This window comes from Streptomyces sp. CA-111067 (assembly GCF_050956065.1).
Lineage (GTDB): Bacteria > Actinomycetota > Actinomycetes > Streptomycetales > Streptomycetaceae > Actinacidiphila.
On sequence record NZ_CP192103.1, the window covers coordinates 4,400,677 to 4,423,284 of the forward strand.

At 70.5% G+C, this 22,608-nt stretch carries 20 protein-coding genes; 10 read left to right on the plus strand and 10 right to left on the minus strand.

The annotated features are described in order from the left end of the window. Positions 1-320 precede the first annotated feature (320 nt). From ACQPW6_RS19135 to ACQPW6_RS19145, 3 genes are all read left to right on the plus strand, one after another. Positions 321-965, plus strand: a complete 645-nt coding sequence (locus ACQPW6_RS19135) for a helix-turn-helix transcriptional regulator (RefSeq protein ID WP_433890860.1) — start codon at positions 321-323, stop codon at positions 963-965. Between the two features lie 23 nt (positions 966-988). Further along, positions 989-2,071, plus strand: coding sequence for an inositol-3-phosphate synthase (locus tag ACQPW6_RS19140; protein ID WP_433890861.1), 1,083 nt, complete (start codon positions 989-991; stop codon positions 2,069-2,071). A gap of 96 nt (positions 2,072-2,167) precedes the next feature. Then, positions 2,168-3,436 carry an MFS transporter gene (locus tag ACQPW6_RS19145; RefSeq protein WP_433890862.1) on the plus strand — a complete coding sequence of 423 codons (1,269 nt, stop codon included), beginning with the start codon at positions 2,168-2,170 and terminating at the stop codon, positions 3,434-3,436. Positions 3,437-3,567: 131 nt separating this feature from the next. Here the strand turns inward: ACQPW6_RS19145 and ACQPW6_RS19150 are convergent, their stop codons facing one another. Beyond that, positions 3,568-4,989, minus strand: a complete 1,422-nt coding sequence (locus tag ACQPW6_RS19150) for a CCA tRNA nucleotidyltransferase (protein ID WP_433890863.1) — start codon at positions 4,987-4,989, stop codon at positions 3,568-3,570. A gap of 193 nt (positions 4,990-5,182) precedes the next feature. On the opposite strand from ACQPW6_RS19150, the gene ACQPW6_RS19155 reads away from it, so the two are divergent. The 7 genes from ACQPW6_RS19155 to trxA all read left to right on the plus strand — a co-directional run bounded on the left by ACQPW6_RS19155 (position 5,183) and on the right by trxA (position 15,484). Next, positions 5,183-7,567, plus strand: a complete 2,385-nt coding sequence (locus tag ACQPW6_RS19155; protein WP_433890864.1) for a DUF6049 family protein — start codon at positions 5,183-5,185, stop codon at positions 7,565-7,567. Between the two features lie 68 nt (positions 7,568-7,635). After that, positions 7,636-10,185, plus strand: coding sequence for a murein biosynthesis integral membrane protein MurJ (gene murJ, locus ACQPW6_RS19160; protein WP_433890865.1), 2,550 nt, complete (start codon positions 7,636-7,638; stop codon positions 10,183-10,185). A 151-nt stretch (positions 10,186-10,336) separates the two neighbouring features. Beyond that, positions 10,337-12,358 (plus strand): protein kinase family protein, encoded by a 2,022-nt coding sequence (locus tag ACQPW6_RS19165; protein ID WP_433890866.1) that lies wholly within the window; start codon positions 10,337-10,339, stop codon positions 12,356-12,358. A gap of 33 nt (positions 12,359-12,391) precedes the next feature. Next, a complete protein-coding gene (gene sigM / locus ACQPW6_RS19170) occupies positions 12,392-13,099 on the plus strand; it encodes an RNA polymerase sigma factor SigM (RefSeq protein WP_433890867.1) in 708 nt (235 codons plus the stop codon). Next, positions 13,096-14,007, plus strand: coding sequence for an anti-sigma factor family protein (locus tag ACQPW6_RS19175; RefSeq protein ID WP_433890868.1), 912 nt, complete (start codon positions 13,096-13,098; stop codon positions 14,005-14,007). Before sigM ends, ACQPW6_RS19175 begins: the two co-directional genes overlap by 4 nt. Before the next feature lie 116 nt (positions 14,008-14,123). Beyond that, a complete protein-coding gene (gene trxB / locus ACQPW6_RS19180; protein WP_433890869.1) occupies positions 14,124-15,086 on the plus strand; it encodes a thioredoxin-disulfide reductase in 963 nt (320 codons plus the stop codon). 68 nt (positions 15,087-15,154) lie between these two features. After that, positions 15,155-15,484, plus strand: a complete 330-nt coding sequence (gene trxA / locus ACQPW6_RS19185; protein WP_433890870.1) for a thioredoxin — start codon at positions 15,155-15,157, stop codon at positions 15,482-15,484. Between the two features lie 94 nt (positions 15,485-15,578). Here trxA and ACQPW6_RS19190 read toward each other — a convergent pair whose 3' ends face one another. The 9 genes from ACQPW6_RS19190 to rpmH all read right to left on the minus strand — a co-directional run bounded on the left by ACQPW6_RS19190 (position 15,579) and on the right by rpmH (position 22,409). Further along, positions 15,579-16,196 carry a GNAT family N-acetyltransferase gene (locus tag ACQPW6_RS19190; protein WP_433890871.1) on the minus strand — a complete coding sequence of 206 codons (618 nt, stop codon included), beginning with the start codon at positions 16,194-16,196 and terminating at the stop codon, positions 15,579-15,581. A 79-nt stretch (positions 16,197-16,275) separates the two neighbouring features. Beyond that, positions 16,276-17,376, minus strand: coding sequence for a ParB/RepB/Spo0J family partition protein (locus tag ACQPW6_RS19195; RefSeq protein WP_433890872.1), 1,101 nt, complete (start codon positions 17,374-17,376; stop codon positions 16,276-16,278). Further along, on the minus strand, positions 17,373-18,512 hold the full coding sequence (locus tag ACQPW6_RS19200) for a ParA family protein (RefSeq protein ID WP_433890873.1): 1,140 nt from the start codon (positions 18,510-18,512) through the stop codon (positions 17,373-17,375). The genes ACQPW6_RS19195 and ACQPW6_RS19200 overlap by 4 nt, the downstream gene beginning before the upstream one ends. Positions 18,513-18,801: 289 nt before the next feature. Continuing rightward, on the minus strand, positions 18,802-19,542 hold the full coding sequence (rsmG, locus tag ACQPW6_RS19205; protein ID WP_433890874.1) for a 16S rRNA (guanine(527)-N(7))-methyltransferase RsmG: 741 nt from the start codon (positions 19,540-19,542) through the stop codon (positions 18,802-18,804). Positions 19,543-19,712: 170 nt separating this feature from the next. After that, positions 19,713-20,225, minus strand: coding sequence for a protein jag (locus ACQPW6_RS19210; RefSeq protein WP_433894588.1), 513 nt, complete (start codon positions 20,223-20,225; stop codon positions 19,713-19,715). A gap of 43 nt (positions 20,226-20,268) precedes the next feature. Further along, positions 20,269-21,540: a membrane protein insertase YidC gene (yidC, locus tag ACQPW6_RS19215; RefSeq protein ID WP_433890875.1), complete on the minus strand. Its 1,272-nt coding sequence runs from the start codon at positions 21,538-21,540 to the stop codon at positions 20,269-20,271. 2 nt (positions 21,541-21,542) lie between these two features. Then, positions 21,543-21,860 carry a membrane protein insertion efficiency factor YidD gene (gene yidD / locus ACQPW6_RS19220; protein ID WP_433890876.1) on the minus strand — a complete coding sequence of 106 codons (318 nt, stop codon included), beginning with the start codon at positions 21,858-21,860 and terminating at the stop codon, positions 21,543-21,545. Next, positions 21,857-22,252: a ribonuclease P protein component gene (gene rnpA / locus ACQPW6_RS19225; protein ID WP_433890877.1), complete on the minus strand. Its 396-nt coding sequence runs from the start codon at positions 22,250-22,252 to the stop codon at positions 21,857-21,859. Before rnpA ends, yidD begins: the two co-directional genes overlap by 4 nt. A gap of 19 nt (positions 22,253-22,271) precedes the next feature. Further along, on the minus strand, positions 22,272-22,409 hold the full coding sequence (gene rpmH, locus ACQPW6_RS19230) for a 50S ribosomal protein L34 (RefSeq protein ID WP_003975051.1): 138 nt from the start codon (positions 22,407-22,409) through the stop codon (positions 22,272-22,274). Positions 22,410-22,608: the final 199 nt, after the last annotated feature.

Consider the following 22,608-nt stretch of genomic DNA (forward strand, 5'->3'; position numbering starts at 1 on the left):
CCGGTCGGTCCCCCTGCGTGCGACTGTGTCAGGTCGCACCACACCAAGGAACCAGACGCACGCCGACGCCACGGGGTTCCCAGTGCTCTGCATGGCGAACAGAGTACGCATGGCCAAAAGACCCGCCATGTGAAGGTTCGTCTCATACCGGGCGGTTGACGGCTCACAGGTTTGCCGATGTGACACCGGTCACCACGAGCCACCTTGCATGATGTGTCGGGCCGTTCTATCGTCCAGATGTATCGAGTCGATACATCGAACCGAGACACTGGATTCAGCCAGTGGTTCGATGTCGATGTCGCGGACGAGGGGACGAGGGATTGAGCAAGCGCTCCGGAATCCTCGAGTTCGCGATTCTCGGTCTGCTGCGTGAGTCGCCCATGCACGGTTACGAGCTGCGCAAGCGGCTCAACACCTCGCTCGGGGTGTTCCGCGCCTTCAGTTACGGGACTCTCTATCCCTGTCTGAAGACGCTGGTCGCCCAGGGGTGGCTGATCGAGGAGACGGCCGCGGACATCGATCCGCAGGCCGCGCCCCTCGCCGGCCGCCGGGCGAAGATCGTCTACCGGCTGACGGCGGCTGGCAAGGAGCACTTCGAGGAGCTGCTCGCCAACTCCGGCCCTGACGCCTGGGAGGACGAGCACTTCGCCGCTCGGTTCGCCTTCTTCGGCCAGACGTCGAAGGACGTCAGGATGCGGGTGCTCGAAGGGCGGCGCAGCCGCCTCGAAGAACGCCTGGAGAAGATGCGCAGCTCGTTGGTGCGCACCCGCGAACGGCTCGACGACTACACGCTCGAGTTGCAGCGGCACGGCATGGAGTCAGTGGAGCGCGAGGTCCGCTGGCTCAACGAGTTGATCGAGACCGAGCGGTCCGGACGCGTCGAGCGGCCGGCTGCCGAGCGGGACGACGACCACCACCACAACCAAGAGAACGGCGGCCGACCCGAAACCCGGGGAACCGCGTGACGATTACACAGGGAGCAACGGGTATGGGTTCGGTTCGCGTAGCCATCATTGGCGTAGGCAACTGCGCCGCGTCGCTGGTGCAGGGTGTCGAGTACTACAAGGACGCCGACCCGAGCGGCCGCGTGCCTGGCCTCATGCACGTGCAGTTCGGCGACTACCACGTGCGTGACGTCGAGTTCGTGGCCGCCTTCGATGTCGACGCGAAGAAGGTCGGCCTCGACCTCGCGGACGCCATCGGCGCCAGCGAGAACAACACGATCAAGATCTGCGACGTTCCGCAGACCGGCGTCACCGTGCAGCGCGGCCACACCAACGACGGCCTGGGCAAGTACTACCGGGAGACCATCGAGGAGTCCACCGAGGCCCCGGTCGACATCGTCCAGATCCTCAAGGACCGCAAGGTCGACGTCCTGGTCTGCTACCTGCCGGTCGGCTCCGAGACCGCGGCGAAGTACTACGCCCAGTGCGCCATCGACGCCAAGGTCGCCTTCGTCAACGCCCTGCCGGTGTTCATCGCGGGCACCAAGGAGTGGGCGGACAAGTTCACCGAGGCCGGCGTGCCGATCGTCGGTGACGACATCAAGTCCCAGGTGGGCGCCACCATCACGCACCGCGTGATGGCCAAGCTCTTCGAGGACCGCGGCGTGCTGCTCGAGCGCACCATGCAGCTCAACGTCGGCGGCAACATGGACTTCAAGAACATGCTGGAGCGCGAGCGCCTGGAGTCCAAGAAGATCTCCAAGACGCAGGCCGTCACCTCGCAGATCCCGGACCGCGACCTGGGCGCCAAGAACGTCCACATCGGCCCGTCGGACTACGTGCAGTGGCTCGACGACCGCAAGTGGGCCTACGTCCGTCTCGAGGGCCGCGCGTTCGGCGACGTCCCGCTGAACCTGGAGTACAAGCTCGAGGTCTGGGACTCCCCGAACTCCGCGGGTGTCATCATCGACGCGCTGCGCGCGGCGAAGATCGCCAAGGACCGCGGCATCGGCGGCCCGATCCTGTCGGCGTCCTCGTACTTCATGAAGTCCCCGCCGGTGCAGTACTTCGACGACGAGGCCCGCGAGAACGTGGAGAAGTTCATCCGCGGCGAAGTCGAGCGCTGACACCTTCCGCGCCTTCCGCGCTTTCCGCGCTGAACTGACGACGAACGGCCCCGGGTCCTGGACCCGGGGCCGTTCGCGCCGTGTGAGGGTGTGATCATGGCTGTTGTGCGCGATCTCCGGGTGCTGCTGCGGCTGCGCGACTTCCGGCGACTGCTCGCGGTACGACTGCTGTCCCAGCTCTCCGACGGCGTCTTCCAGGTCGCGCTGGCCACCTATGTGGTCTTCTCCCCGGAGAAGCAGACCTCGGCCGGCTCGATCGCCTCGGCGATGGCCGTCCTGCTGCTGCCGTACTCGCTGCTCGGTCCGTTCACCGGCGTGCTGCTCGACCGCTGGCGGCGCCGGCAGGTACTGCTCTACTGCAACCTGCTGCGGGCGGTGCTGTCCTGCGGCACGGCGCTGCTGATCCTGCTGCACGTGCCGGACTGGCTGTTCTATCTGTCCGCGCTGTCGGTCACCGCCGTCAACCGCTTCGTGCTGGCGGGCCTGTCGGCGGCCCTGCCGCGGGTGGTGGACGCCGAGCGGCTGGTGATGGCCAACGCGCTGTCCCCGACGGCCGGCACGCTCGCGGCGACCGCGGGCGGCGGCTTCGCCTTCGTGGTGCACCTCTTCCTGCCCGAGGGCGCCGGCGCCAACGCCGTCACGGTGGCGCTGGGCGCGCTGCTCTACCTCTGCGCGGGGCTGGCCTCCCTCACCATGGGCCGCGACCTGCTCGGCCCCGACACCTCGCTGATCCAGCCGCGGCTGGGTGCGGCGCTGGCGAGCACGGTCCGCGGGCTGGGCGCGGGAGTCCGGCATCTGCGGCAGCGGCGGCGCGCGATGCGGGCGATGACCGCGATGACCGCCATGCGGTTCTGCTACGGCGCGCTCACCGTCATGCTGCTGATGCTCTGCCGCTACGCCTGGTCCGATCCCGACGACACCGACGCCGGGCTCGCGCTGCTGGGCCTGGCCGTCGGACTGTCCGCCGCGGGGTTCTTCGTCGCCGCGGTAGTCACCCCATGGGCCACCGCCCGGCTGGGCACCGCGGGCTGGATCATCGGCTGCTCGGCCGGCGCGGCGGTGCTGCTGCCCCCGCTCGGCCTGCCGTTCGCCACCGCCCCGATGCTGGCGGCCGCCTTCTTCCTCGGCGTGGCCACCCAGGGGGCGAAGATCGCCACGGACACGGTCGTGCAGTCGGAGACGGACGACGGCTACCGCGGCCGGATCTTCTCGATCTACGACGTCGCCTTCAACACCGCCTTCGTGGGGGCGGCCGGCTTCGCCGCCCTGGTGCTGCCCTCCGACGGCCGTTCGCCGGTGCTCGTCCTCTTCCTCGCCCTGGTCTACGCGGGGGCGGCGCTCGGCATGGCACGGCGACGGGGGTGATGTTCCACGTGGAACATACGGACCCGGCGATGCCGCTGCGATGTTCCACGTGGAACATCGGCGGACGAGGAAGGGCCGGGTTGATGTTCCACGTGGAACATCAACCCGGCCCCGAGGGCAGCGGCGGCCGTTCAGCCCTGCGCCGACCACCACTCCTTGAGCGCGGCCACCGCCTCGTCCTGGCTCATCGGGCCGTTCTCCAGCCGCAGTTCCAGCAGGTGCTGATATGCCTTGCCGACCACCGGGCCGGGCGGGACGCCCAGGATCCCCATGATCTGGTTGCCGTCCAGGTCCGGCCGGATCGAGTCCAGCTCCTCCTGCTCCTGCAACTCCGCGATCCGCGCCTCCAGGCCGTCATAGGTCCGGGACAGCGCCGCCGCCTTGCGCTTGTTGCGGGTCGTGCAGTCCGACCGGGTCAGTTTGTGCAGCCGGTCCAGCAGCGGCCCGGCGTCCCGCACGTAGCGGCGGACGGCGGAGTCGGTCCACTCGCCGCTGCCGTAGCCGTGGAAGCGCAGGTGCAGCTCCACCAGCCGCGAGACCTCCTTGACGAGCTCGTTGGAGTATTTCAGCGCCGTCATCCGCGCCTTGGTGAGCTTGGCGCCGACCACCTCGTGGTGGTGGAACGAGACCCGGCCGTCCGACTCGAAGCGGCGGGTCTTCGGCTTGCCGATGTCATGCAGCAGCGCGGCCAGCCGCAGCACCAGGTCCGGCCCGTCCTCCTCCAGGTCGATCGCCTGCTCAAGCACCGTCAGGGTGTGCTCGTAGACGTCCTTGTGGCGGAAGTGCTCATCGCTCTCCAGCCGCAGCGCCGACAGCTCGGGCAGCACCAGGTCGGCCAGCCCGGTGTCCACCAGCAGCCGCAGCCCCTTGCGCGGATGGTCGGACAGGATCAGCTTGTTCAGCTCGTCCCTGACCCGCTCGGCCGACACGATGGTGATCCGGTCGGCCATCGCGGTCATCGCCGCGACCACCTCGGGGGCCACCTCGAAGTCCAGCTGAGCGGCGAAGCGGGCCGCGCGCAGCATCCGCAGCGGGTCGTCGGAGAAGGACGACTCGGGAGTGCCCGGGGTCCGCAGCAGTCCGGCCGCGAGGTCGGTCCGGCCGCCGAACGGGTCGATGAAGTCGCCCTCCGGCAGCGCGACGGCCATGGCGTTGACCGTGAAGTCCCGGCGGACCAGGTCCTCCTCGATGGTGTCGCCGTAACTGACCTCCGGCTTGCGGGAGGTGCGGTCGTACGACTCCGAGCGGTAGGTGGTCACCTCGACCTGGTAGTCGCGGACGGAGTCGCCCTCGCGGGCGCTCTTCATCCCGCCGACGGTGCCGAAGGCGATCCCGACCTCCCACAGCGAGTCGGCCCAGGGCCGGAGGATCCGCAGCACCTGCTCGGGGCGAGCGTCGGTGGTGAAGTCCAGGTCGTTGCCGCGCCGGTTCAGCAGCGTGTCCCGGACCGAGCCGCCGACCAGGGCCAGCCGGAACCCGGCGGCGCTGAAACGGCGACCGAGGTCTTCGGCGACAGGAGACACGGTCAGGGAGGCGTTATCGGCGTTCGGCACAACGTAAAAGGGTACGGGTCCGCGGGCACCCCTGGCGCCCGGGTTTCCCGCACTGCCGCATGGGTACTCCGCAGCACTTTGGCACAGCGCCGATCGTTAACATGCCAGCACGCACATCCGATGGATCCGATCGACGACGACCGACGAACTACCGACGAACGACGACTGACGAAGACGAGGGACGGGCGAACGCGTGGGCGAGGCGGCACAGGCACCCGGAAGACCCCCGTCAGCCTCCCGGCGGCTCACGCGGCGGGCCGGCCGGGTGGTGGCACTGCTGGGTGCCGGCGCGCTCCTGACCGGGCTGCTGCAGACCGCTGAGGGGACCGGGGCGCAGGCCGCGGCCGGCAGCGGCTCGCAGACCGTCGCGGTGGCGCTCACCGGCCTCAGCCCGCGGATCCCGGCCGCCGGTGACACCCTCACGCTGTCCGGCTCGGTCACCAACAACGGCAAGTCCACCATCACCGCGGCCCATGTCGGGGTGCGGATGGCCGACAACGGCCCGCTGCACACCCGCAGCGACATAAACAGCGCGGCCTCCCGGCTCGGCGCCGCCGACGACGACGGCACCGAGATCTCCGGCCGCACGGTCGCTGTGGCCTCACTCGCGGCCGGCGACAGCAAGCCGTTCACCCTCAAGGTCCCGGTCAGCGCGCTCGATCTGAGCGGCACCGGCGTCTACCAGCTCGGCGTCAGCCTCAGCGGCCAGACCGCGGCCGAGCCGTACAGCCACGTGCTCGGCATCAAGCGGACTTTCCTGCCGTGGTGGCAGGGGCCGGACGAGAGCGCCAAGGCGACCCGGATGAACTACCTGTGGCCGCTGATCGACAAGCCGCGGATCGCCGCCCGCGGCGACGTCGACTCCCAGACCAGCCCGATCTTCCTCAACGACGAGCTGGCCGCCGAGCTGGCCCCGGGCGGCCGGCTCAGGGAGATGGTCGACCGGGGCACGGATCTTCCGGTCACCTGGGTGGTCGACCCCGACCTGCTCGCCTCGGTGGACGCGATGGCCAAGGGCTACCGGGTGGCGGTGAACGGCGACATCGCCAAGACCACGCCCGGCACCGGCACCGACGTGGCCAAGAAGTGGCTCAACGACCTCAAGGGCGCGGTGATGAACGCCGAGGTGATCGCGCTGCCCTTCGGCGACACCGATCTGGCCTCGATGGCCCACCACGGGGCTTCGGTGCCCGGCACCACCGCCCACCTCAAGACGGCCGACGCGCTCGGCCTGAGCACCGTGCAGACCGTGCTCGGGGTGAAGGCCAGGGCGGACGTCGCCTGGCCGGTGGACGGCGCCCTCGACCCGTCGATCGTCTCGGTGGCCCGCGCCGCCGGCGACAGCACGATCATCGCCCGCAGCGACACCTTCGCGGAGAACCCCTCGCTGCCCTACAACCCGACCTCGGCCCGCCCGATCGGCGGGAAGACCACCGCGGTGGTCACCGACGCGTCGCTGTCCACCGCCTTCTCCGGGCAGACGGTGTACGCCCAGACGGCCAACCTCGCGGTGCAGAACTTCCTCGCGCAGAGCCTGCTGATCACCATGCAGGCGCCGCAGACGCAGCGCACCATCGTGGTGGCCCCGCAGCGGCAGCCCACCTTCTCCCAGGCCGACGCGCTGGCCGACGCGATCCAGGCGCTGAACACCAAGGGCCCGTGGACCTCCGCCGTGACCTTCGACACCGCCGCCAAGACCAAGCCGGACCCCGCGGCCAGCCGCAAGGTGCCGTCCGCCAAGAACTACCCGAGCCGGCTGCGGAAGGCGGAGCTGTCCAACGAGTACTTCGGGCAGATCCACGAGCAGCAGAAGGGGCTCGACGGCTTTGTGGTGATCCTCACCCGCAAGGACCGGGTGACGGTGCCCTTCGGCAACGCGATCCTGCGGGCGATGTCCAACGGGTGGCGGGGTGATCCCCGGCACGCCAAGGCCTTCTCCTCCGCCAACGGCGTCTACCTCCAGGACCTGATCGGCGCGGTGCACATCCTGGAGAAGACCCCGCTCACCCTCTCCGGGCGCAGCGGCACCATCCCGGTCACGGTCAAGAACGATCTCGGGCAGGCGATCACCGGCCTGCATCTGCGGCTCACGTCGGGCACCACCATCCGGCTGGAGATCAGCGGCCCGCAGCAGCCGATCTTCATCGAGGCCGGCCACACCAAGACGCTGAAGTTCCGCACCACCGCCAGGGGCAACGGCAGCACCCAGATCACCGCCGCCCTCTACTCGCCGGACGGCTCGCTCTACGGCGGCCGGCTCAACGGCACCAACGACACGGCGGGCACCATCAAGTTCGAGGTCAAGATCACAAACGTCACCGATCTGGTGATGCTGATCATCGCCGCGGGCCTGCTGCTGCTGGTGCTCGCGGGAGTACGGATCTACCGTCAACGTAAGCGCCGTGCCGCCGCGGAAGGCGGCGGGGAGGGCCCGGACCTTTCGGGAGACGGCTCGGGGGACGGTTCGGGAGAGGATCCTGGGGACGGCAGGGACCCCGGGCAGCCGGGTGACCCCGCCGCTGACTCCGGTGCGGATAGCCAGGTGCCGTCCCCGGCAGGTGAGAAGGTGGACGGATAGCCGGCGGACAATAAGGTGGGGCACTGATGAACGCGCCGTATGACGGTGATCGCGACTCTGCGGGTCAGATGCCCCCATCTCCCGAGCAGCGTCCGGCGGCACCCGACCCGTATCTGCAGAACACCTATACCCACGACCCGTACCGGCAGCAGGACGCTTCGGCGCAGGACCCGGTGGACGAGGCGCTGTACGACGGGGCCGCCCACCCGCCGCCGGCCTACGGCCAGGAGTACCCGCAGGCGTCCTACCCGCAGCAGCCGTACCAGGGCAGCCAGGCGCCGCAGTACGCGCAGGAGCAGCCGCAGGAGTACGACGCCTTCGAGCACCTCTTCCGCGACCAGCGGCCCGGCGCGCAGCCCTACCAGCCGCCGCCGCAGCAGGACGCCGGGCAGCAGCACTACCAGCAGCCGTATCCGCAGCAGCAGGGCCAGGGCCCGGGTCAGCAGCACGGGCACCAGGAGCAGCACGGCCAGCACGGGCAGGGGTACGGCTACCCGCAGCAGGGCCAGCAGCCCCAGGCGTACGGCTACCCGCAGCCGCAGCAGGGCCAGCAGCCGTACCAGCAGCAGGGCGGGTACCCCCAGCAGGACGCCGGCTACCAGCAGCAGGGGAGCGGCTACCCCCAGCAGGCCGACTACCAGCAGCAGGCGGCCTACCCGTCGGCGTACCCGCAGACGCCCCCCGACAACGAGGGGACCGGCTACTCCGAGCCGGTCTACGAGCAGCAGCCGCCGTACGGCCAGGCCGGCTACCAGGACCCGCAGCAGTATGCCGACACCGGCTACGCCGACCCGAACTACACCAACCCCGGGTACGTGGACCCGCGGTACACCGACCCGCGCTACGCCTACCCGTACCAGCCGCGGGTGGAGCCGCAGTACCCGATGGTGCCCGGCGCCGAGTCGCCGGACTCCACCGGCACCATGCCGGTCATCGTCATGCCGCCGCCCGCGGGAGCCACCGCGGTCGGCGGGAAGGCGGCCGGCAAGGGCGGCATCCTGGCGTCCAGCGCGCTGATGGCCGTCGGCACCCTGGCCTCCCGCGTCACCGGCTTCGTCCGCACCCTGGTGATCGCCGCGGCGATCGGCGTCGCCACCCTCGGCGACTCCTACGCGGTCGCCAACACGCTGCCGACGATGATCTACATCCTCACCATCGGCGGCGGCCTCAACTCGGTGTTCGTGCCCCAGCTGGTCCGTGCCATGAAGGACGACGACGACGGCGGCACCGCCTACGCCAACCGGCTGCTGACCGTGGTGATGGTGGTGCTCGGCGGGATCGTCGCGGTCACCGTACTGGCCGCGCCGCTGCTGATCCGGCTGATGTCGGCGAAGATCGCCGACAACCCCGACACCTACGACGTGGCGATCGCCTTCGCCCGGTACTGCCTGCCGACCATCTTCTTCATGGGCGTCCACGTGGTGATGGGCCAGGTGCTCAACGCCCGCGGCCGGTTCGGCGCCATGATGTGGACCCCGGTGCTCAACAACATCGTGGTGATCTTCACCTTCGGCATGTTCATCTGGGTCTACGGCCCGTCCAGCAGCACCCGGATGGACGCCACCACGATCACTCCGGAGGGCGTCAGGCTGCTCGGCCTCGGCACCCTGCTCGGCCTGGTCGTGCAGTCGCTGGCGATGCTGCCCTACCTGCGCGACGCGGGCTTCAAGTTCCGGCCGCGCTTCGACTGGCGCGGCCACGGCCTGGGCAAGGCCGCCAAGCTGGCCAAGTGGACGTTCTTCTTCGTCCTGGCCAACCAGGCCGGCCTGATCGTCGTCACCCAGCTGGCCACCTGGGCCGGTGCCAACGCCGACAAGAGCGGCTTCCAGGGCACCGGCATCACCGCCTACAACAACGCACTGCTGATCTGGCAGATGCCGCAGGCGATCATCACGGTCTCGGTGATGGCCGCGGTGCTGCCGCGGATCTCCCGGTCCGCGGCCGACGGCGACATCACCGCTGTGCGCGACGACATCTCCTACGGGCTGCGCACCTCGGCGGTGGCGATCGTGCCCGGTGCCTTCGCCTTCCTGGCGCTCGGCGTCCCGATGTGCAGCGTGCTCTACGCGAGCACCGGCGGCGACTCCGCGCGCAACATCGGCTTCATCCTGATGGCCTTCGGGCTCGGCCTGATCCCGTTCTCGGTGCAGTACGTGATACTGCGCGGCTTCTACGCCTTCGAGGACACCCGGACCCCCTTCTACAACACGGTGATCGTGGCGGCCGTCAACGCGCTCGCCTCCGCCATCTGCTTCGTGGCGCTGCCCTCGCGCTGGGCGGTGGTCGGCATGGCCTTCTCCTACGGCCTCGCGTACGCCGTCGGAGTCGGGGTAGCCGCCAAGCGACTGAGGTCGCGGCTGCGCGGCGACCTGGACGGGCGGCGGGTGGTCCGCACCTACGCCCGGCTGGTCGGGGCCTGCATCCCGGCCGCCGGGGTCGCGGGACTGGCCGTCTACCTCGTCACCGGTGCGCTCGGCAGCGGCGCGGTCGGCTCGCTGGCGGCCCTGGTGGTCGGCGGCGGTCTGCTGGTCGGGCTGTTCCTGCTGGCCGCCAAGCGGATGAGGATCGAGGAGCTGAACGGCATGATCGGCATGGTCCGGGGCCGGCTGGGCCGCTGACGGAGGCCGGAACCGGCCAACGGCGCACTGTCCGGGCCGGGCAGGCAACCATCACCCCCCGCCACGTGTCGTGCATAGCGGTGGAGTGCGGGCACAATTGTCATCGGCTCGACCTGATGAGCGCGCAACGGATGGGGAGGCAGGAACGACGGTGGCGGATCGGAGCACGGCCGCCGTCGGAGTGGCCAACGAGGGCGGCGAGGCACCGTCCGCCGCCCAGCAGGACGGCAGCACCTCCGACGGAACGACGACGGACGACCAGACCAGCGAGAACGCCGCAGCCGGCAGCCCCCCGGAAGAGCCGGAAGGCGAACAGCCCGCCATCAAGAGCAGCGAGAGCAACGGAGCAGCCGCCACCGGAGCCGCCAAGGCCACCGGGACCACCGAAACCCTCGAGATCGTCAACGACCCGCCGGCCGCCGACAAGAAGAGCGGCACTGCCCGGAAGAGCGGCACCGAGTCGAAGGACAGCAAGGCGCCCAAGAACGGCAAGGCGCCACGGAGCGCCCCGGACGACGAGACCACCGTCGTCGCTCCGGCGGCCGCCGCCCCCGCCGCGGCTACTTCTTCAGCCACCCCCCCGGCGGTAGCCGACACGGCCTCCAGGAACGCCCAGGGGCCCGCACAGCGCCCTAAGACCGGGCCCGGGTCCGCCGGGTACCTCGGCACCGCGCCAGAGCTGCACAGCGGCCACAAGCTCGCCCGGCGCTACCAGCTCGCCGAGTGCGTCACCCGGGTGGACGGCTTCAGCAGCTGGCGCGCGGTGGACGAGAAGCTGCGCCGCGCCGTCGGCATCCACCTGCTGCCCGCGGACCACCCGCGGGCCCGCAAGGTGCTGGCCGCCGCCCGCTCCGCGGCACTGCTCGGCGACCCCCGCTTCGTCCAGGTGCTCGACGCCGTCGAGGAGAACGACCTCGTCTACGTCATCCACGAGTGGCTGCCGGACGCGACCTCGCTGGCCGACCTGCTGGTCACCGGGGCGATGGAGCCGCACGAGGCCTACCAGATGGTCAGCCAGGTCTCCCAGGGCATGGCCGCCGCCCACCGCGAGGGCCTGGCCCACCTGCGGCTCGACCCGGGCTCGGTGCTGCGCACGGTCTCCGGCCAGTACCGCATCCGCGGCCTGGCCGTCGCCGCCGCGCTGCGCGGCCTCGACTCCGACGGCCCGCAGCGGCAGGACACCGAGGCGATCGGCGCGCTGCTCTACGCCGCCCTCACCCAGCGCTGGCCGTACGAGGAGGACGCGCACGGCCTGTCGGGGCTTCCGCAGGGCGCCGGCCCGGTCGCTCCCGACCAGGTGCGCGCGGGCGTCCACCGCGGGCTGTCGGAGATCGCGATGCGCGCCCTGGTCAACGACGGCGCCACCGCCTCCCGCGAGGAGCCGCCCTGCACCACCCCGGAGGAGCTGGCCAAGGCCGTCGCGGGCCTGCCGCGGATCCGGCCGCCGGAGCAGCACGTGCCGCCGGCCTACGAGGCGGCCGCGTTCCGGCAGCCACCGCCGCCCGCCGGCGCCACCCGGCAGCCGATGGCGCCGCCCTCTCCGCCGCCCGCGCTGCCGGGCCGCACCGGCAGCGCCCTGAAGTGGGCGGTGGCCGCGCTGCTGATCGTGGCGATCGGACTGGGCAGCTGGCAGCTCGCCGACGTGCTGAAGTCCCGCGAGGACCAGTCCACCGGCCGCCAGTCGACGCCCACCGGCCAGAAGGCGGCGCAGGATCCGACGACCGCGGCGCCCAAGCCGCTGCAGATCGCCGGCCTGAAGGACTTCGACCCGTTCGGCGAGGACGGCGAGAACCCGAAGCAGGTCAAGCTGGCCTACGACAACGACCCCGCCACGAGCTGGGAGACCAAGTCGTACACGAGCTCCAACTTCGGCAACCTCAAGTCGGGCGTCGGGCTGATCCTGGACCTGGGCAGCGCCAAGCACATCAGCAATGTGAAGGTGGACTTCACCGGGCAGACGCCGGTGGACCTGATGGCAGCGCCCGCGTCGACAGCAACGATGCCGACGGACTTCACCGCCTTCACCAAGGTCGCCAGCGGCAGGGGCACGGATGTGACGCTCACCCCGAGCAAGGCGCTCCACACACGCTATGTACTCGTCTGGATCACCAGCCTGCCGCTCACGGACGGCAAGTACCGTGCCCAGGTGTCCGAGATCCACGTCACGGGCTGAGCGGTCGGCGTACAGCGGACGAGGGGGCGCGTCTTGGAGGGAAGCACACTCGGCGATGCCGAGCTGCTCGCGAGGCATGTCGCCGGCGACCCCGACGCCTTCGGCGAGCTGGTCCGCCGGCACCGCGACCGGCTGTGGGCGGTCGCCCTGCGTACCCTGGGCGACCGCGAGGAGGCCGCGGACGCCGTACAGGACGCGCTGATATCGGCCTTCCGGTCCGCCCACACCTTCCGCGGCCAGTCCGCCGTCACCACCTGGCTGCACCGCATCACCGTGAACGCCTGCCTGGACCGGGTCCGCAGGGCCGCCTCCCGGCGCACCGCGCCGGTGTCGGACGAGCAGAACCTCGACACCATCCTCGAACCGCACGAGTCCGCCGAGGCACCGGCCGAACGTGACGAACTCCACCGGGAGCTCATCGCCGCACTGGCCACCCTGCCGCCCGAGCAGCGTGCCGCCCTCGTCCTGGTCGACATGCAGGGCTATCCGGTCGCCGAGGCCGCCGCCGTGCTCGACGTGCCGACCGGCACCGTGAAGAGCAGATGCGCCCGCGGCCGGGCCCGGCTGCTGCCGCTGCTGACCCATCTGCGGGCCGGAGCCGGCGACAGCGGTGAGGGCGCCGAACCGGGTGGCGATCCGGGTGCCGATCCGGGTGCCGATCCGGGCGGCGGAAGGAACCGGACGCAGGGGACATCCGTCCCAGAGGCAGGCACGGAGATGGGCGGAGGTGGCAACCGATGACAGAGACGACGGGTACGGACCCGCATCCCGAGGTCACGGAGCTCTCCGACCTCACCGAGGGCCTGCTGCCGCCGGACCGAAGCGCCGCCGTCCGCGAGCACCTCGCCGGCTGCGAGGTGTGCGCCGAGGTGCTCAGCGCTCTTGAGGAGATCCGGGACGCTCTCGGCACCCTGCCGAGACCGCAGCGGATGCCGGCCGACGTGGCCGGCCGGATCGACGCGGCCCTCGCCGCCGAGGCGCTGCTGGACTCCACAGCGGCCGATGTTCCACGTGAAACATCGACCGACCCGGTCGGACCGTCCGAAGCGGGTGTTCCACGTGGAACATCGACCGGCCCCGCGAGTCGTTCCACGGCGCCCACCGGGCCGGGCCGCCCGGACGGCCGCCGCCCCAGCGGCCTGCGCAACCCGCGGAACTGGCGCCGGGGGCTGCTCGCCACCGCTGCCTGTGTGGCGGTGGCCGGACTGGGCTATCTGGTCTCCCAGGGGGACAGCCGCTCGGGGAACAACGACGCGGCCTCGACCAAGAGCGGCACCACCGCGGGCCGCCAGGCCGATCCGATCGCCGACCAGGTGCGTCGGCTGCTCGCCACCGCGCCCCACCAGAAGGCCCCGGTCGCACCGGACAACAGCGGCGCATCGCCGATGGTCAGCGGAGGGGCCGGCCACACCACGGCCAACGGACCGGCCAGCCCCACCTCGGTGCCCGCCTGCGTGCTGGCCGGCACCGGTCACACCGACCCGCCACTGGCAGCCCAACGCACGCCGTACCAGGGCACCGACGCCTATCTGGTGGTGCTCCCGCAGCCCGGCGACAACAAGGAGGTCGACGCCTTCGTGGTGGACGCCTCCTGCACCGGGACCGCCCCCGGCGCGGTGCTCTTCCAGCACAGCTACCCGCGTCCCTAGCGGCACGCGCCGCACGGGCGCGGCCACGGGAATGCCGGACCCGTAGGATCCGTTAGGCAGGACGAGAGTCCAGCCAGGGCCCCCGCAGTAGTCCGCAGAGACGAGGAAAGACACCCGTGAGCGACGACGTCCGTAACGTGATCATCATCGGCTCGGGGCCCGCGGGCTACACCGCGGCGCTCTACACGGCACGCGCCTCCCTCAACCCGCTGGTCTTCGAAGGCTCGGTGACCGCGGGCGGCGCGCTGATGAACACCACCGAGGTGGAGAACTTCCCCGGCTTCCGGGACGGCATCATCGGCCCGGACCTGATGGACAACATGCGCGCCCAGGCGGAGCGCTTCGGCGCCGAGCTGATCCCGGACGACGTGGTCGCGATCGACCTGGCCGGCGAGATCAAGAGCGTCACCGACTCGGCCGGTACCGTGCACCGGGCCAAGTCCGTCATCGTCACCACCGGATCGCAGCACCGCAAGCTCGACCTCCCCAACGAGGACCTGCTGTCGGGGCGTGGCGTGTCGTGGTGTGCGACCTGTGACGGCTTCTTCTTCAAGGGCCAGGACATCGCCGTGATCGGCGGTGGCGATACCGCGATGGAGGAGGCGACCTTCCTGTCCCGGTTCGCCAACTCGGTGAAGATCGTGCACCGCCGGGACACCCTGCGGGCCTCCAAGGCCATGCAGGACCGGGCGTTCGCCGACCCGAAGATCTCCTTCGTCTGGGACAGCGAGGTCGCCGAGATCCACGGTGACGGCAAGCTCTCCGGTCTGACCCTGCGCAACACCCGGACCGGCGAGACCTCCGAGCTGCCGGTGACCGGGCTGTTCATCGCGATCGGTCACGACCCGCGGACCGAGCTGTTCAAGGGCGTGCTCGACCTGGACGCCGAGGGCTACCTCACCGTGCAGTCGCCGAGCACCCGTACCAACATCCCCGGCGTGTTCGGCGCGGGAGATGTGGTGGACCACACCTACCGCCAGGCGATCACCGCCGCCGGCACCGGCTGTTCGGCCGCGCTGGACGCCGAGAAGTACCTGGCGGCGCTCGCCGACGCCGAGAAGGCCGAGCAGACCGCCTGAGCCCCGCCCCAGGCACCCGCACACCAGCACCGCACCCGCGCAACGCATCAACACCTGAGGAGACTGCCGTGGCCGGCAAGCCGAAGCACGTAACCGACGCCACCTTCGCCGAGGAGGTGCTCTCCAGCGACAAGCCCGTCCTGGTGGACTTCTGGGCCGAGTGGTGCGGCCCGTGCCGCCAGATCGCCCCCTCGCTGGAGGCCATCGCGGCGGAGCACGAGGAAGCCATCACCATCGTCAAGCTGAACATCGACGAGAACCCGGTCACCGCGGCCAAGTACGGCGTGATGTCCATCCCGACGCTCAACGTCTACAAGGGCGGCGAGGTCGTGAAGACCATCGTCGGCGCCAAGCCGAAGGCCGCGCTCGTGCGCGACCTGTCGGACTTCATCGGCTGACCCTGACCCGGTCCCGCTCGCACACAGACGGCGGCCGTCGTGTTCCACGTGGAACACGACGGCCGCCGTCTCTCGTCTGTCATCCAGCGGGGGTCTACAGCGGACGCAGCGCGGGTTCCTTCTGGACGGCGCCCAGCAGCCGGTCGATCGCCATCTCGACGTCCTCCTTCCAGGAGATCGTCGAGCGCAGCTCCAGCCGGAGCCGGGGATACCGCGGGTGCGGGCGGACGGTCTTGAAGCCGACGGCCAGCAGATGATCGGCGGGCAGTACACAGGACGGCGCGGACCACCGCGCGTCCCCGAACGCCTCTATGGCCTTGAAGCCGCGCCGGACCAGATCCTTGGCGACGGTCTGCACCAGCACCCGTCCGATGCCCTGCCCCTGGTAGCCCGGCAGCACCCGGGCGGTCATCAGCTGGACGGCATCCGGCGACACCGGACTGGTGGGGAACGCCGTCGATCGCGGCACATAGGCGGCGGGCGCGTAGAGCACGAAGCCGGCCGGCACCTCGTCCACGTAGACCACCCGACCGCAGGATCCCCACTCCAGCAGCACCGCGGAGATCCACGCCTCCTTCTCCAGCTCGGGCTTGCCGGCCTGGACGGCGGCCTCACCACTGACCGGGTCGAGCTCCCAGAAGACGCAGTGCCGGCAGGGTCGGGGGAGATCCGGGAGGTTGTCCAGAGTGAGCGGTACGAGCCGACGCCCCATAAGCCCACCGACCCCCATTTCCCCTTACGGTCCACATGCCCGCGGCGCCCGGGCGATAACCGCCGGGGCGCCGCGCTGATCACTCTTCTTCTTCGTCCTCGTCGAGCTCGTCGTCCAGCTTGCTCTCCAGTACCTTGCCCTCGCCCGGGGCCATGGCACCGAGGATCCGCTCCAGATCCTCTATCGAGGCGAACTCCACCACGATCTTTCCGCGCTTCTGGCCCAGGTCCACCTTCACCCGGGTGTCGAAGCGGTCCGAGAGCCGGGACGCGAGGTGGGTCAGGGCCGGGGAGACCCGGCGGCCGGCCCGCGGCGCCGCGGTCTTCCTGACCGCCTTCGGCTCGTTGTTCATCAGCGTCACGATCTCCTCGACCGCGCGCACCGACATGCCCTCCGCCACGATCCGGTGGGCGAGCCGGTCCTGCTCCTCGGCGTCGTCCAGCGACAGCAGGGCACGGGCATGACCGAAGGAGATCACCCCGGCCGCCACCCGGCGCTGCACCGGGGCGGAGAGCTTCAGCAGCCGCAGGGTGTTGGAGACCTGCGAGCGGGACCGCCCGATCCGGTCGGCCAGCTGCTCATGGGTACAGGCGAAGTCCCGCAGGAGCTGGTCATAAGCCGCGGCCTCCTCCAGCGGGTTCAGCTGCGCCCGGTGCAGGTTCTCCAGCAGCGCGTCCAGCAGCAGCTTCTCGTCGTCGGTGGCCCGGACGATCGCCGGGATCCGCTCAAGACCGGCCTCCCGGCAGGCCCGCCACCGGCGCTCGCCCATGATGAGCTCGAACCGGTCGGTGGCGATCTGCCGCACCACCACCGGCTGTAGCAGACCCACCTCCTTGATGGAGGTGATCAGCTCGTTGAGGGCGTCCTCGTCGAAGACCTCGCGCGGCTGGCGCGGGTTCGGCGTGATGACGTCCAGCTCCAGCTCGGCGAAGTACGCCCCGGAGACCGGTGCCCGCTCGGCGGTCAGCTCCGGCTCTGTTTCACGTGAAACAGGGATGTCCACCACCGGCGGCGCGGACTCCGGCGTCCGGCGGTCCGGCAGGCCGGCCACCTTGGCCGCCGCGACCCCGCGCTCCTGGGTCAGCACCGGTCCTGAACCCTGGGACGTACCTGCCGGCTGCGGCGCGGCCGGGATCAGCGCGCCGAGTCCGCGGCCGAGCCCTCTGCGTCGATCACTCACTGGATCCCCTCCGACATGCTGTGCGGGTTGTGCTCGCTGTGCTGCGGTTCACCCTGCGGGCGGTACTCACCCTTCGGGTCGTACTCCACGGCGACGGCCTCGGGCAGGCCGCGCAGGGCCATCTCCCGGGCCGCCTCCAGGTAGGACAGCGCACCGCTGGAACCCGGATCGTACGTCAGCACGGTCTGGCCGTAGCTGGGCGCCTCCGAGATGCGGACCGAGCGCGGGATGCTGGTGCGCAGCACCTCCTTGCCGAAGTGGGTGCGCACCTCCTCCGCGACCTGTGCGGCGAGCCGGGTCCGGCCGTCGTACATGGTCAGCAGGATCGTGGAGACATGCAGCTTCGGGTTCAGGTGCGCGCGGACCAGGTCCACGTTCTTCAGCAGCTGGCCGAGCCCCTCCAGCGCGTAGTACTCGCACTGGATCGGGATGACCACCTCGGCGCCGGCCACCAGGGCGTTGACGGTCAGCAGGCCGAGGGACGGCGGGCAGTCGATCAGGACGTAGTCCAGCGGCTGCTCGTATGCCTGGATGGCCCGCTCCAGCCGGCTCTCGCGAGCGACCAGGGAGACGAGTTCGATCTCGGCACCGGCCAGGTCGATGGTGGCCGGGGCACAGAACAGCCCCTCCACATCGGCCACCGGCATCACCACGTCGGAGAGCGGCTTGCTCTCCACCAACACGTCGTAGATGGACGGCACTTCGGCGTGGTGGTCGATACCCAGCGCCGTGGAGGCGTTGCCCTGCGGGTCGAGGTCGATCACCAGCACCCGGGCACCGTGCAGCGCCAGCGAGGCCGCGAGGTTGACCGTGGTGGTGGTCTTGCCCACCCCGCCCTTCTGGTTGGCAACCACCATCACCCGGGTCTGGGCTGGTCTGGGCAGCCCCTCACCCGTACGGTTCAGTGCCTCGACGGCCATCTGAGCGGCGCGGCCGATGGGGGTGTCGTCCATAGGAGGCAATGTTTCACGTGAAACACCGTCTCCGAACCCCGGGGGCACGGACAGCGGGCCCCCGGCGGAATCTGCTGTGCGGGGACCGGGGACCGGGTCGGCCATCGGCCCCGCGATGTTGGCGTCGGACCGCAAGGATTCACTCTCCTCGACTTCAGGCTCGCAATGAGAAGAGCCTGCCATGCCCAGGGGGTGCTGAACCAGCGAGGCCCGACCTCCTGTGGATAAATCGCGAGAATTATCCACAGGAGGGGTGGGCTTAGCAGATTTACTGGCGCGTGCCTCGGCGGCGGCCCGGCCGCGGCTGAGGACTCCGGGAAGCAGCGAGCGACGTTTCACGTGGAACACGATGCACAGCGCCACGGCACTATCTCCGCAGACACTCCGCCTTATGCCGTTTTGGCCGCTTTTATGGCGTAGAGCGAAGGATGCAACGCTACGGGAACCCGGCGCCGAAGACCGGTGCCGGCGGTCAGCGGCGCCGGCGTCCGCCGCTGCCGCCCCGGGGCGCCCGGCTGGCCCGGGCCGCCTTCGCCCGCCGGGTGGCCGCCCGCACCCCGCCAGGGCTCTCACCGACCAGCACCCGTACCACCGTGGCCGGCGGATCGACCAGGCCCACCCCCACCTGGACCACAGTGGCCCGTACCGCGCCCAGCCGGTCCAGCGCGGCCCGGGCGGCCTTCAGCTCGTCCGCCGCCGTGTCGCCCTTCAGGACGGCCATCTCCCCGTGCGGGCGCAGCAGCGGCAGCCCCCAGCCGGCCAGCCGCTCCAGCGGCGCCACCGCCCGGGCGGTCACCACGTCCACCGCCGGCAGTTTGCCGATCATCTCCTCGGCCCGGCCGCGCACCACCGTGACATTGGCCAGGCCGAGCAGCTTGACCGCCTCCTCCAGGAAGGTGGTCCGGCGCAGCAGCGGCTCCAGCAGGGTGATCTCCAGGTCCGGCCGCGCCAGGGCCAGCGGGATCCCCGGCAGCCCGGCGCCGGAGCCCACATCGCACACCGACACGTCCCGCTCGACCACCTCGGAGAGCACCGCGCAGTTCATCAGGTGCCGGTCCCACAGCCGTGGCACCTCCCGCGGACCGATCAGCCCCCGTGACACCCCCACGTCCGCCAGCAGCCCGGCGTAGCGCAGGGCATCGGCGAACCGGTCGCCGAATACCGTCCTGGCCTGCTCCGGCGGCGCGGGAAGCTCCGCTGCTGCCTCCGTCACGGGGACTGTCCTTTCCTAGGTTCTCCAGTACGGATACCCGTTCACCGCGGATACCGCGATCACACCACTGTCGGGATCGCTCCGTGCACCATCAGGGTGACAAGCTTCGGCCCCGCCTGCGAACAGACGGGGCCGACACATGACGGGGCCGGAGCGGCGCGGAACGCCGGTCAGACCGGCAGCACGACCACCCGGCGCTGCGGTTCCTCGCCCTCGGACTCGCTGCGCAGTCCGGCGGCGGCCACCGCGTCGTGCACGACCTTGCGCTCGAACGGGGTCATCGGGTCCAGCTTCACCGGCTCCCCGGACTGCTTCGCCTCGGCCGCCGCCTTCGCCCCCAGGGTGGCCAGCTCGGCGCGCTTGCGGGCCCTGAACCCCGCCACGTCGAGCATCAGCCGGCTGCGCTCACCGGTCTCCCGGTGCACCGCGAGCCGGGTCAGCTCCTGGAGCGCTTCGAGCACCTCGCCGTCCCGGCCGACCAGCTTGTTCAGCTCCCGGGTCGACGGGTCGCCGATGATCGAGACCGACGCCCGCTCGCCCTCGACGTCCATGTCGATGTCGCCGTCGAGGTCGGCGATGTCCAGCAGGCCTTCCAGGTAGTCCGCGGCGATCTCGCCCTCCTGCTCCAGCCGGGAGAGGGCGCCTTCCGAGGAGTCCTGGCCGGCGTCGCCGGCGGATTCCACGGGGGCCGTGCTGGTGTTGACGTCGCTCACGCCTGGACTCCTCTTACTTCTTCTTCGACAGGTTGGTCGGCTTGGACTTGTTGCCCGACTGCCTGCCGGGCTGGCCGCCGCCCTGCTTGGCGCCGCCGCCGGCAGCGCCGCCCGTACCGCCGCCGGACCTGGCCGCACCGTTTCTGCTGCCGCCGCCACCCGCACGGGGGGCGCCGGCCTTGGGCGCGCCGCCGCGCTGCTTGCCGGGGTTCTGCCGGTTCGCGGGCTGCTTGCCGGCCGCCTGCTTGGGGGTGGTCTTCGCCGGGGTCTGCTGGGCCTCGTCCTGCGGGGCGTCGGCGGCCGTCTTGGCCGTACCGCCGGCCCGCGGCGCACCCGCGCTGCCCGCCGCGCCGCCGGGCGCCGCCTGCCGCTTGGCCTTCGGCTGCCGCTTGGGCTGCGTCCTGTTGGCCCGGGCGACCTCGACGGCCTCCTTGGCCGCGATCTCCTCCGGCGGCTCCACCAGCTTGCCCTTGGCCCGCAGCCGCTCCTGGCGCTGCTGGAACGCCAGGCTGCCGGGAGTGGGATTGCGCCGGATCACGAACATCTGCTGACCCATGGTCCAGACGTTGGTGGTCAGCCAGTAGACCAGCACACCGACCGGGAAGTTGATGCCCATCACGGCGAAGATCAGCGGGAAGACGTACATCAGCATCTTCTGCTGCTGCATGAACGGCGTCTTCACCGTCATGTCCACGTTCTTCGTCATCAGCTGGCGCTGCGTGTAGAACTGCGAGGCGGACATCATGACGATCATCACGACCGTGACGATCCGCACATCGGACAGCGTGGCGCCGAGCTCGTGCACCTTGGCGGCGCCGTCGGTGAACTTCGCCGACAGCGGGGCGCCGAAGATGTGCGCGTCCCGGGCACTGTCCACCTGCGCCTGGCTGAGGACGCCGACCTTGTTGCCCTTGGCGATGTTGCTGAGCACGTGGTACAGCGAGAAGAAGAACGGCGACTGCGCCAGGATCGGCAGGCACGAGGAGAGCGGGTTGGTACCCGTCTCCTTGTACAGCTTCATCATCTCTTCGGACTGGCGCTGCTTGTCGTTCTTGTAGCGCTCCTGGATCGCCTTCATCTTCGGCTGGAGCACCTGCATGTTGCGGGTCGACTTGATCTGCTTCACGAACAGCGGGATCAGGCAGATCCGGATCAGGACCACCAGCGAGACGATGGACAGGCCCCACGCCCAGCCGCTGTTCTTGTCGAAGATCAGGCTGTAGAACGAGTGGAACTGGATGATGATCCACGACACGGCGTCGTAGAGGGGGTTCAGGATCCCCACGGTCAGGCTCCTTGGGCGTGAGAGGGTCCGGTGGGCTCGGTTGTGGCGGGCCCGTCGGAGCCGCCCCGCAGTGCGCGGCGCAGCCGATCGTGCCAGGGCGGGCGCTTACGCGGCGGGACATGGTCCACACCGCCTGGCGACCAGGGGTTGCACCGCAGGATGCGCCACGCGGTCAGAGCGGTGCCCTTGATCGCGCCGTGCCGGTCAATGGCCGTGTAGCCATAGTGGGAGCACGAGGGGTAGTACCTGCACACCGGGCCGAGCAGCGGGCTGATCGTCCACTGGTACAGCTTGATCAGTGCAAGCAGCGGGTATTTCATCGAGCCACCCTCCCCTCGGCTCCGCCATGGGTGTCACGATCCAGCCGCCGCAGCGCGGCGTCCAGGTCGAGGGCTAGCTGTGCATATTCCGCGCTCCCGGCCCCCGGCAGCGCGCGTACCACTACCAGGCTACCGGGGGGAAGGAGCGACAGGCGCTCCCGGACCAGATGACGCAGTCTGCGCTTGACCAGATTGCGCTGCACCGAGCCGCCGACCGCCTTGCTCACGACGAAACCCGCACGCGCGGGGGGAAGGTTCCCCCCCGGCACATGCGGGTCCGTGGTCTGGCGACGCAGATGGACGACGAGCAACGGGCGACCGGCCCGGCGTCCGCGGCGAACCGCCGTCGCGAAGTCCTGCCGCCGCCTCAGCCGATTCTCGGTGGGCAGCACGGCACGAGACCTGAGTCGATCAGGCGGACAGGCGGGCGCGGCCCTTGCTGCGGCGGGTCGCGAGGATGGCGCGGCCGGCGCGGGTGCGCATACGCAGACGGAAGCCGTGGGTCTTCGCACGACGGCGGTTGTTCGGCTGGAAGGTGCGCTTGCTCACTCGGGGGCTCCAGGGAAATCGTGTCCTGCGGGGCGTCGCGTGGCTGTCACCGTGCGCCCACGAAAGCTCGCGGACTGTTCGGGTGCACCGCTTGACGACCACCCGGGGACAACCGGGAGATCCTCGCCCATCGGTAGGCAGGCGGCAGCAGCCATCGACAACTCGACCTCGATACGGTACGTGCGGCTAGGCCATCCGG

What these genes read in the sequence shown, in the direction of transcription:
- ACQPW6_RS19200 (WP_433890873.1), bottom strand. Translation starts at nt 18,512, where the DNA reads ATGGCAGGCTCTTCTCATTGCGAGCCTGAAGTCGAGGAGAGTGAATCC.
- ACQPW6_RS19175 (WP_433890868.1), top strand. Translation starts at nt 13,096, where the DNA reads ATGACAGAGACGACGGGTACGGACCCGCATCCCGAGGTCACGGAGCTC.
- ACQPW6_RS19145 (WP_433890862.1), top strand. Translation starts at nt 2,168, where the DNA reads ATGGCTGTTGTGCGCGATCTCCGGGTGCTGCTGCGGCTGCGCGACTTC.
- ACQPW6_RS19140 (WP_433890861.1), top strand. Translation starts at nt 989, where the DNA reads ATGGGTTCGGTTCGCGTAGCCATCATTGGCGTAGGCAACTGCGCCGCG.
- yidD (WP_433890876.1), bottom strand. Translation starts at nt 21,860, where the DNA reads ATGAAATACCCGCTGCTTGCACTGATCAAGCTGTACCAGTGGACGATC.
- ACQPW6_RS19190 (WP_433890871.1), bottom strand. Translation starts at nt 16,196, where the DNA reads ATGGGGCGTCGGCTCGTACCGCTCACTCTGGACAACCTCCCGGATCTC.
- murJ (WP_433890865.1), top strand. Translation starts at nt 7,636, where the DNA reads ATGCCCCCATCTCCCGAGCAGCGTCCGGCGGCACCCGACCCGTATCTG.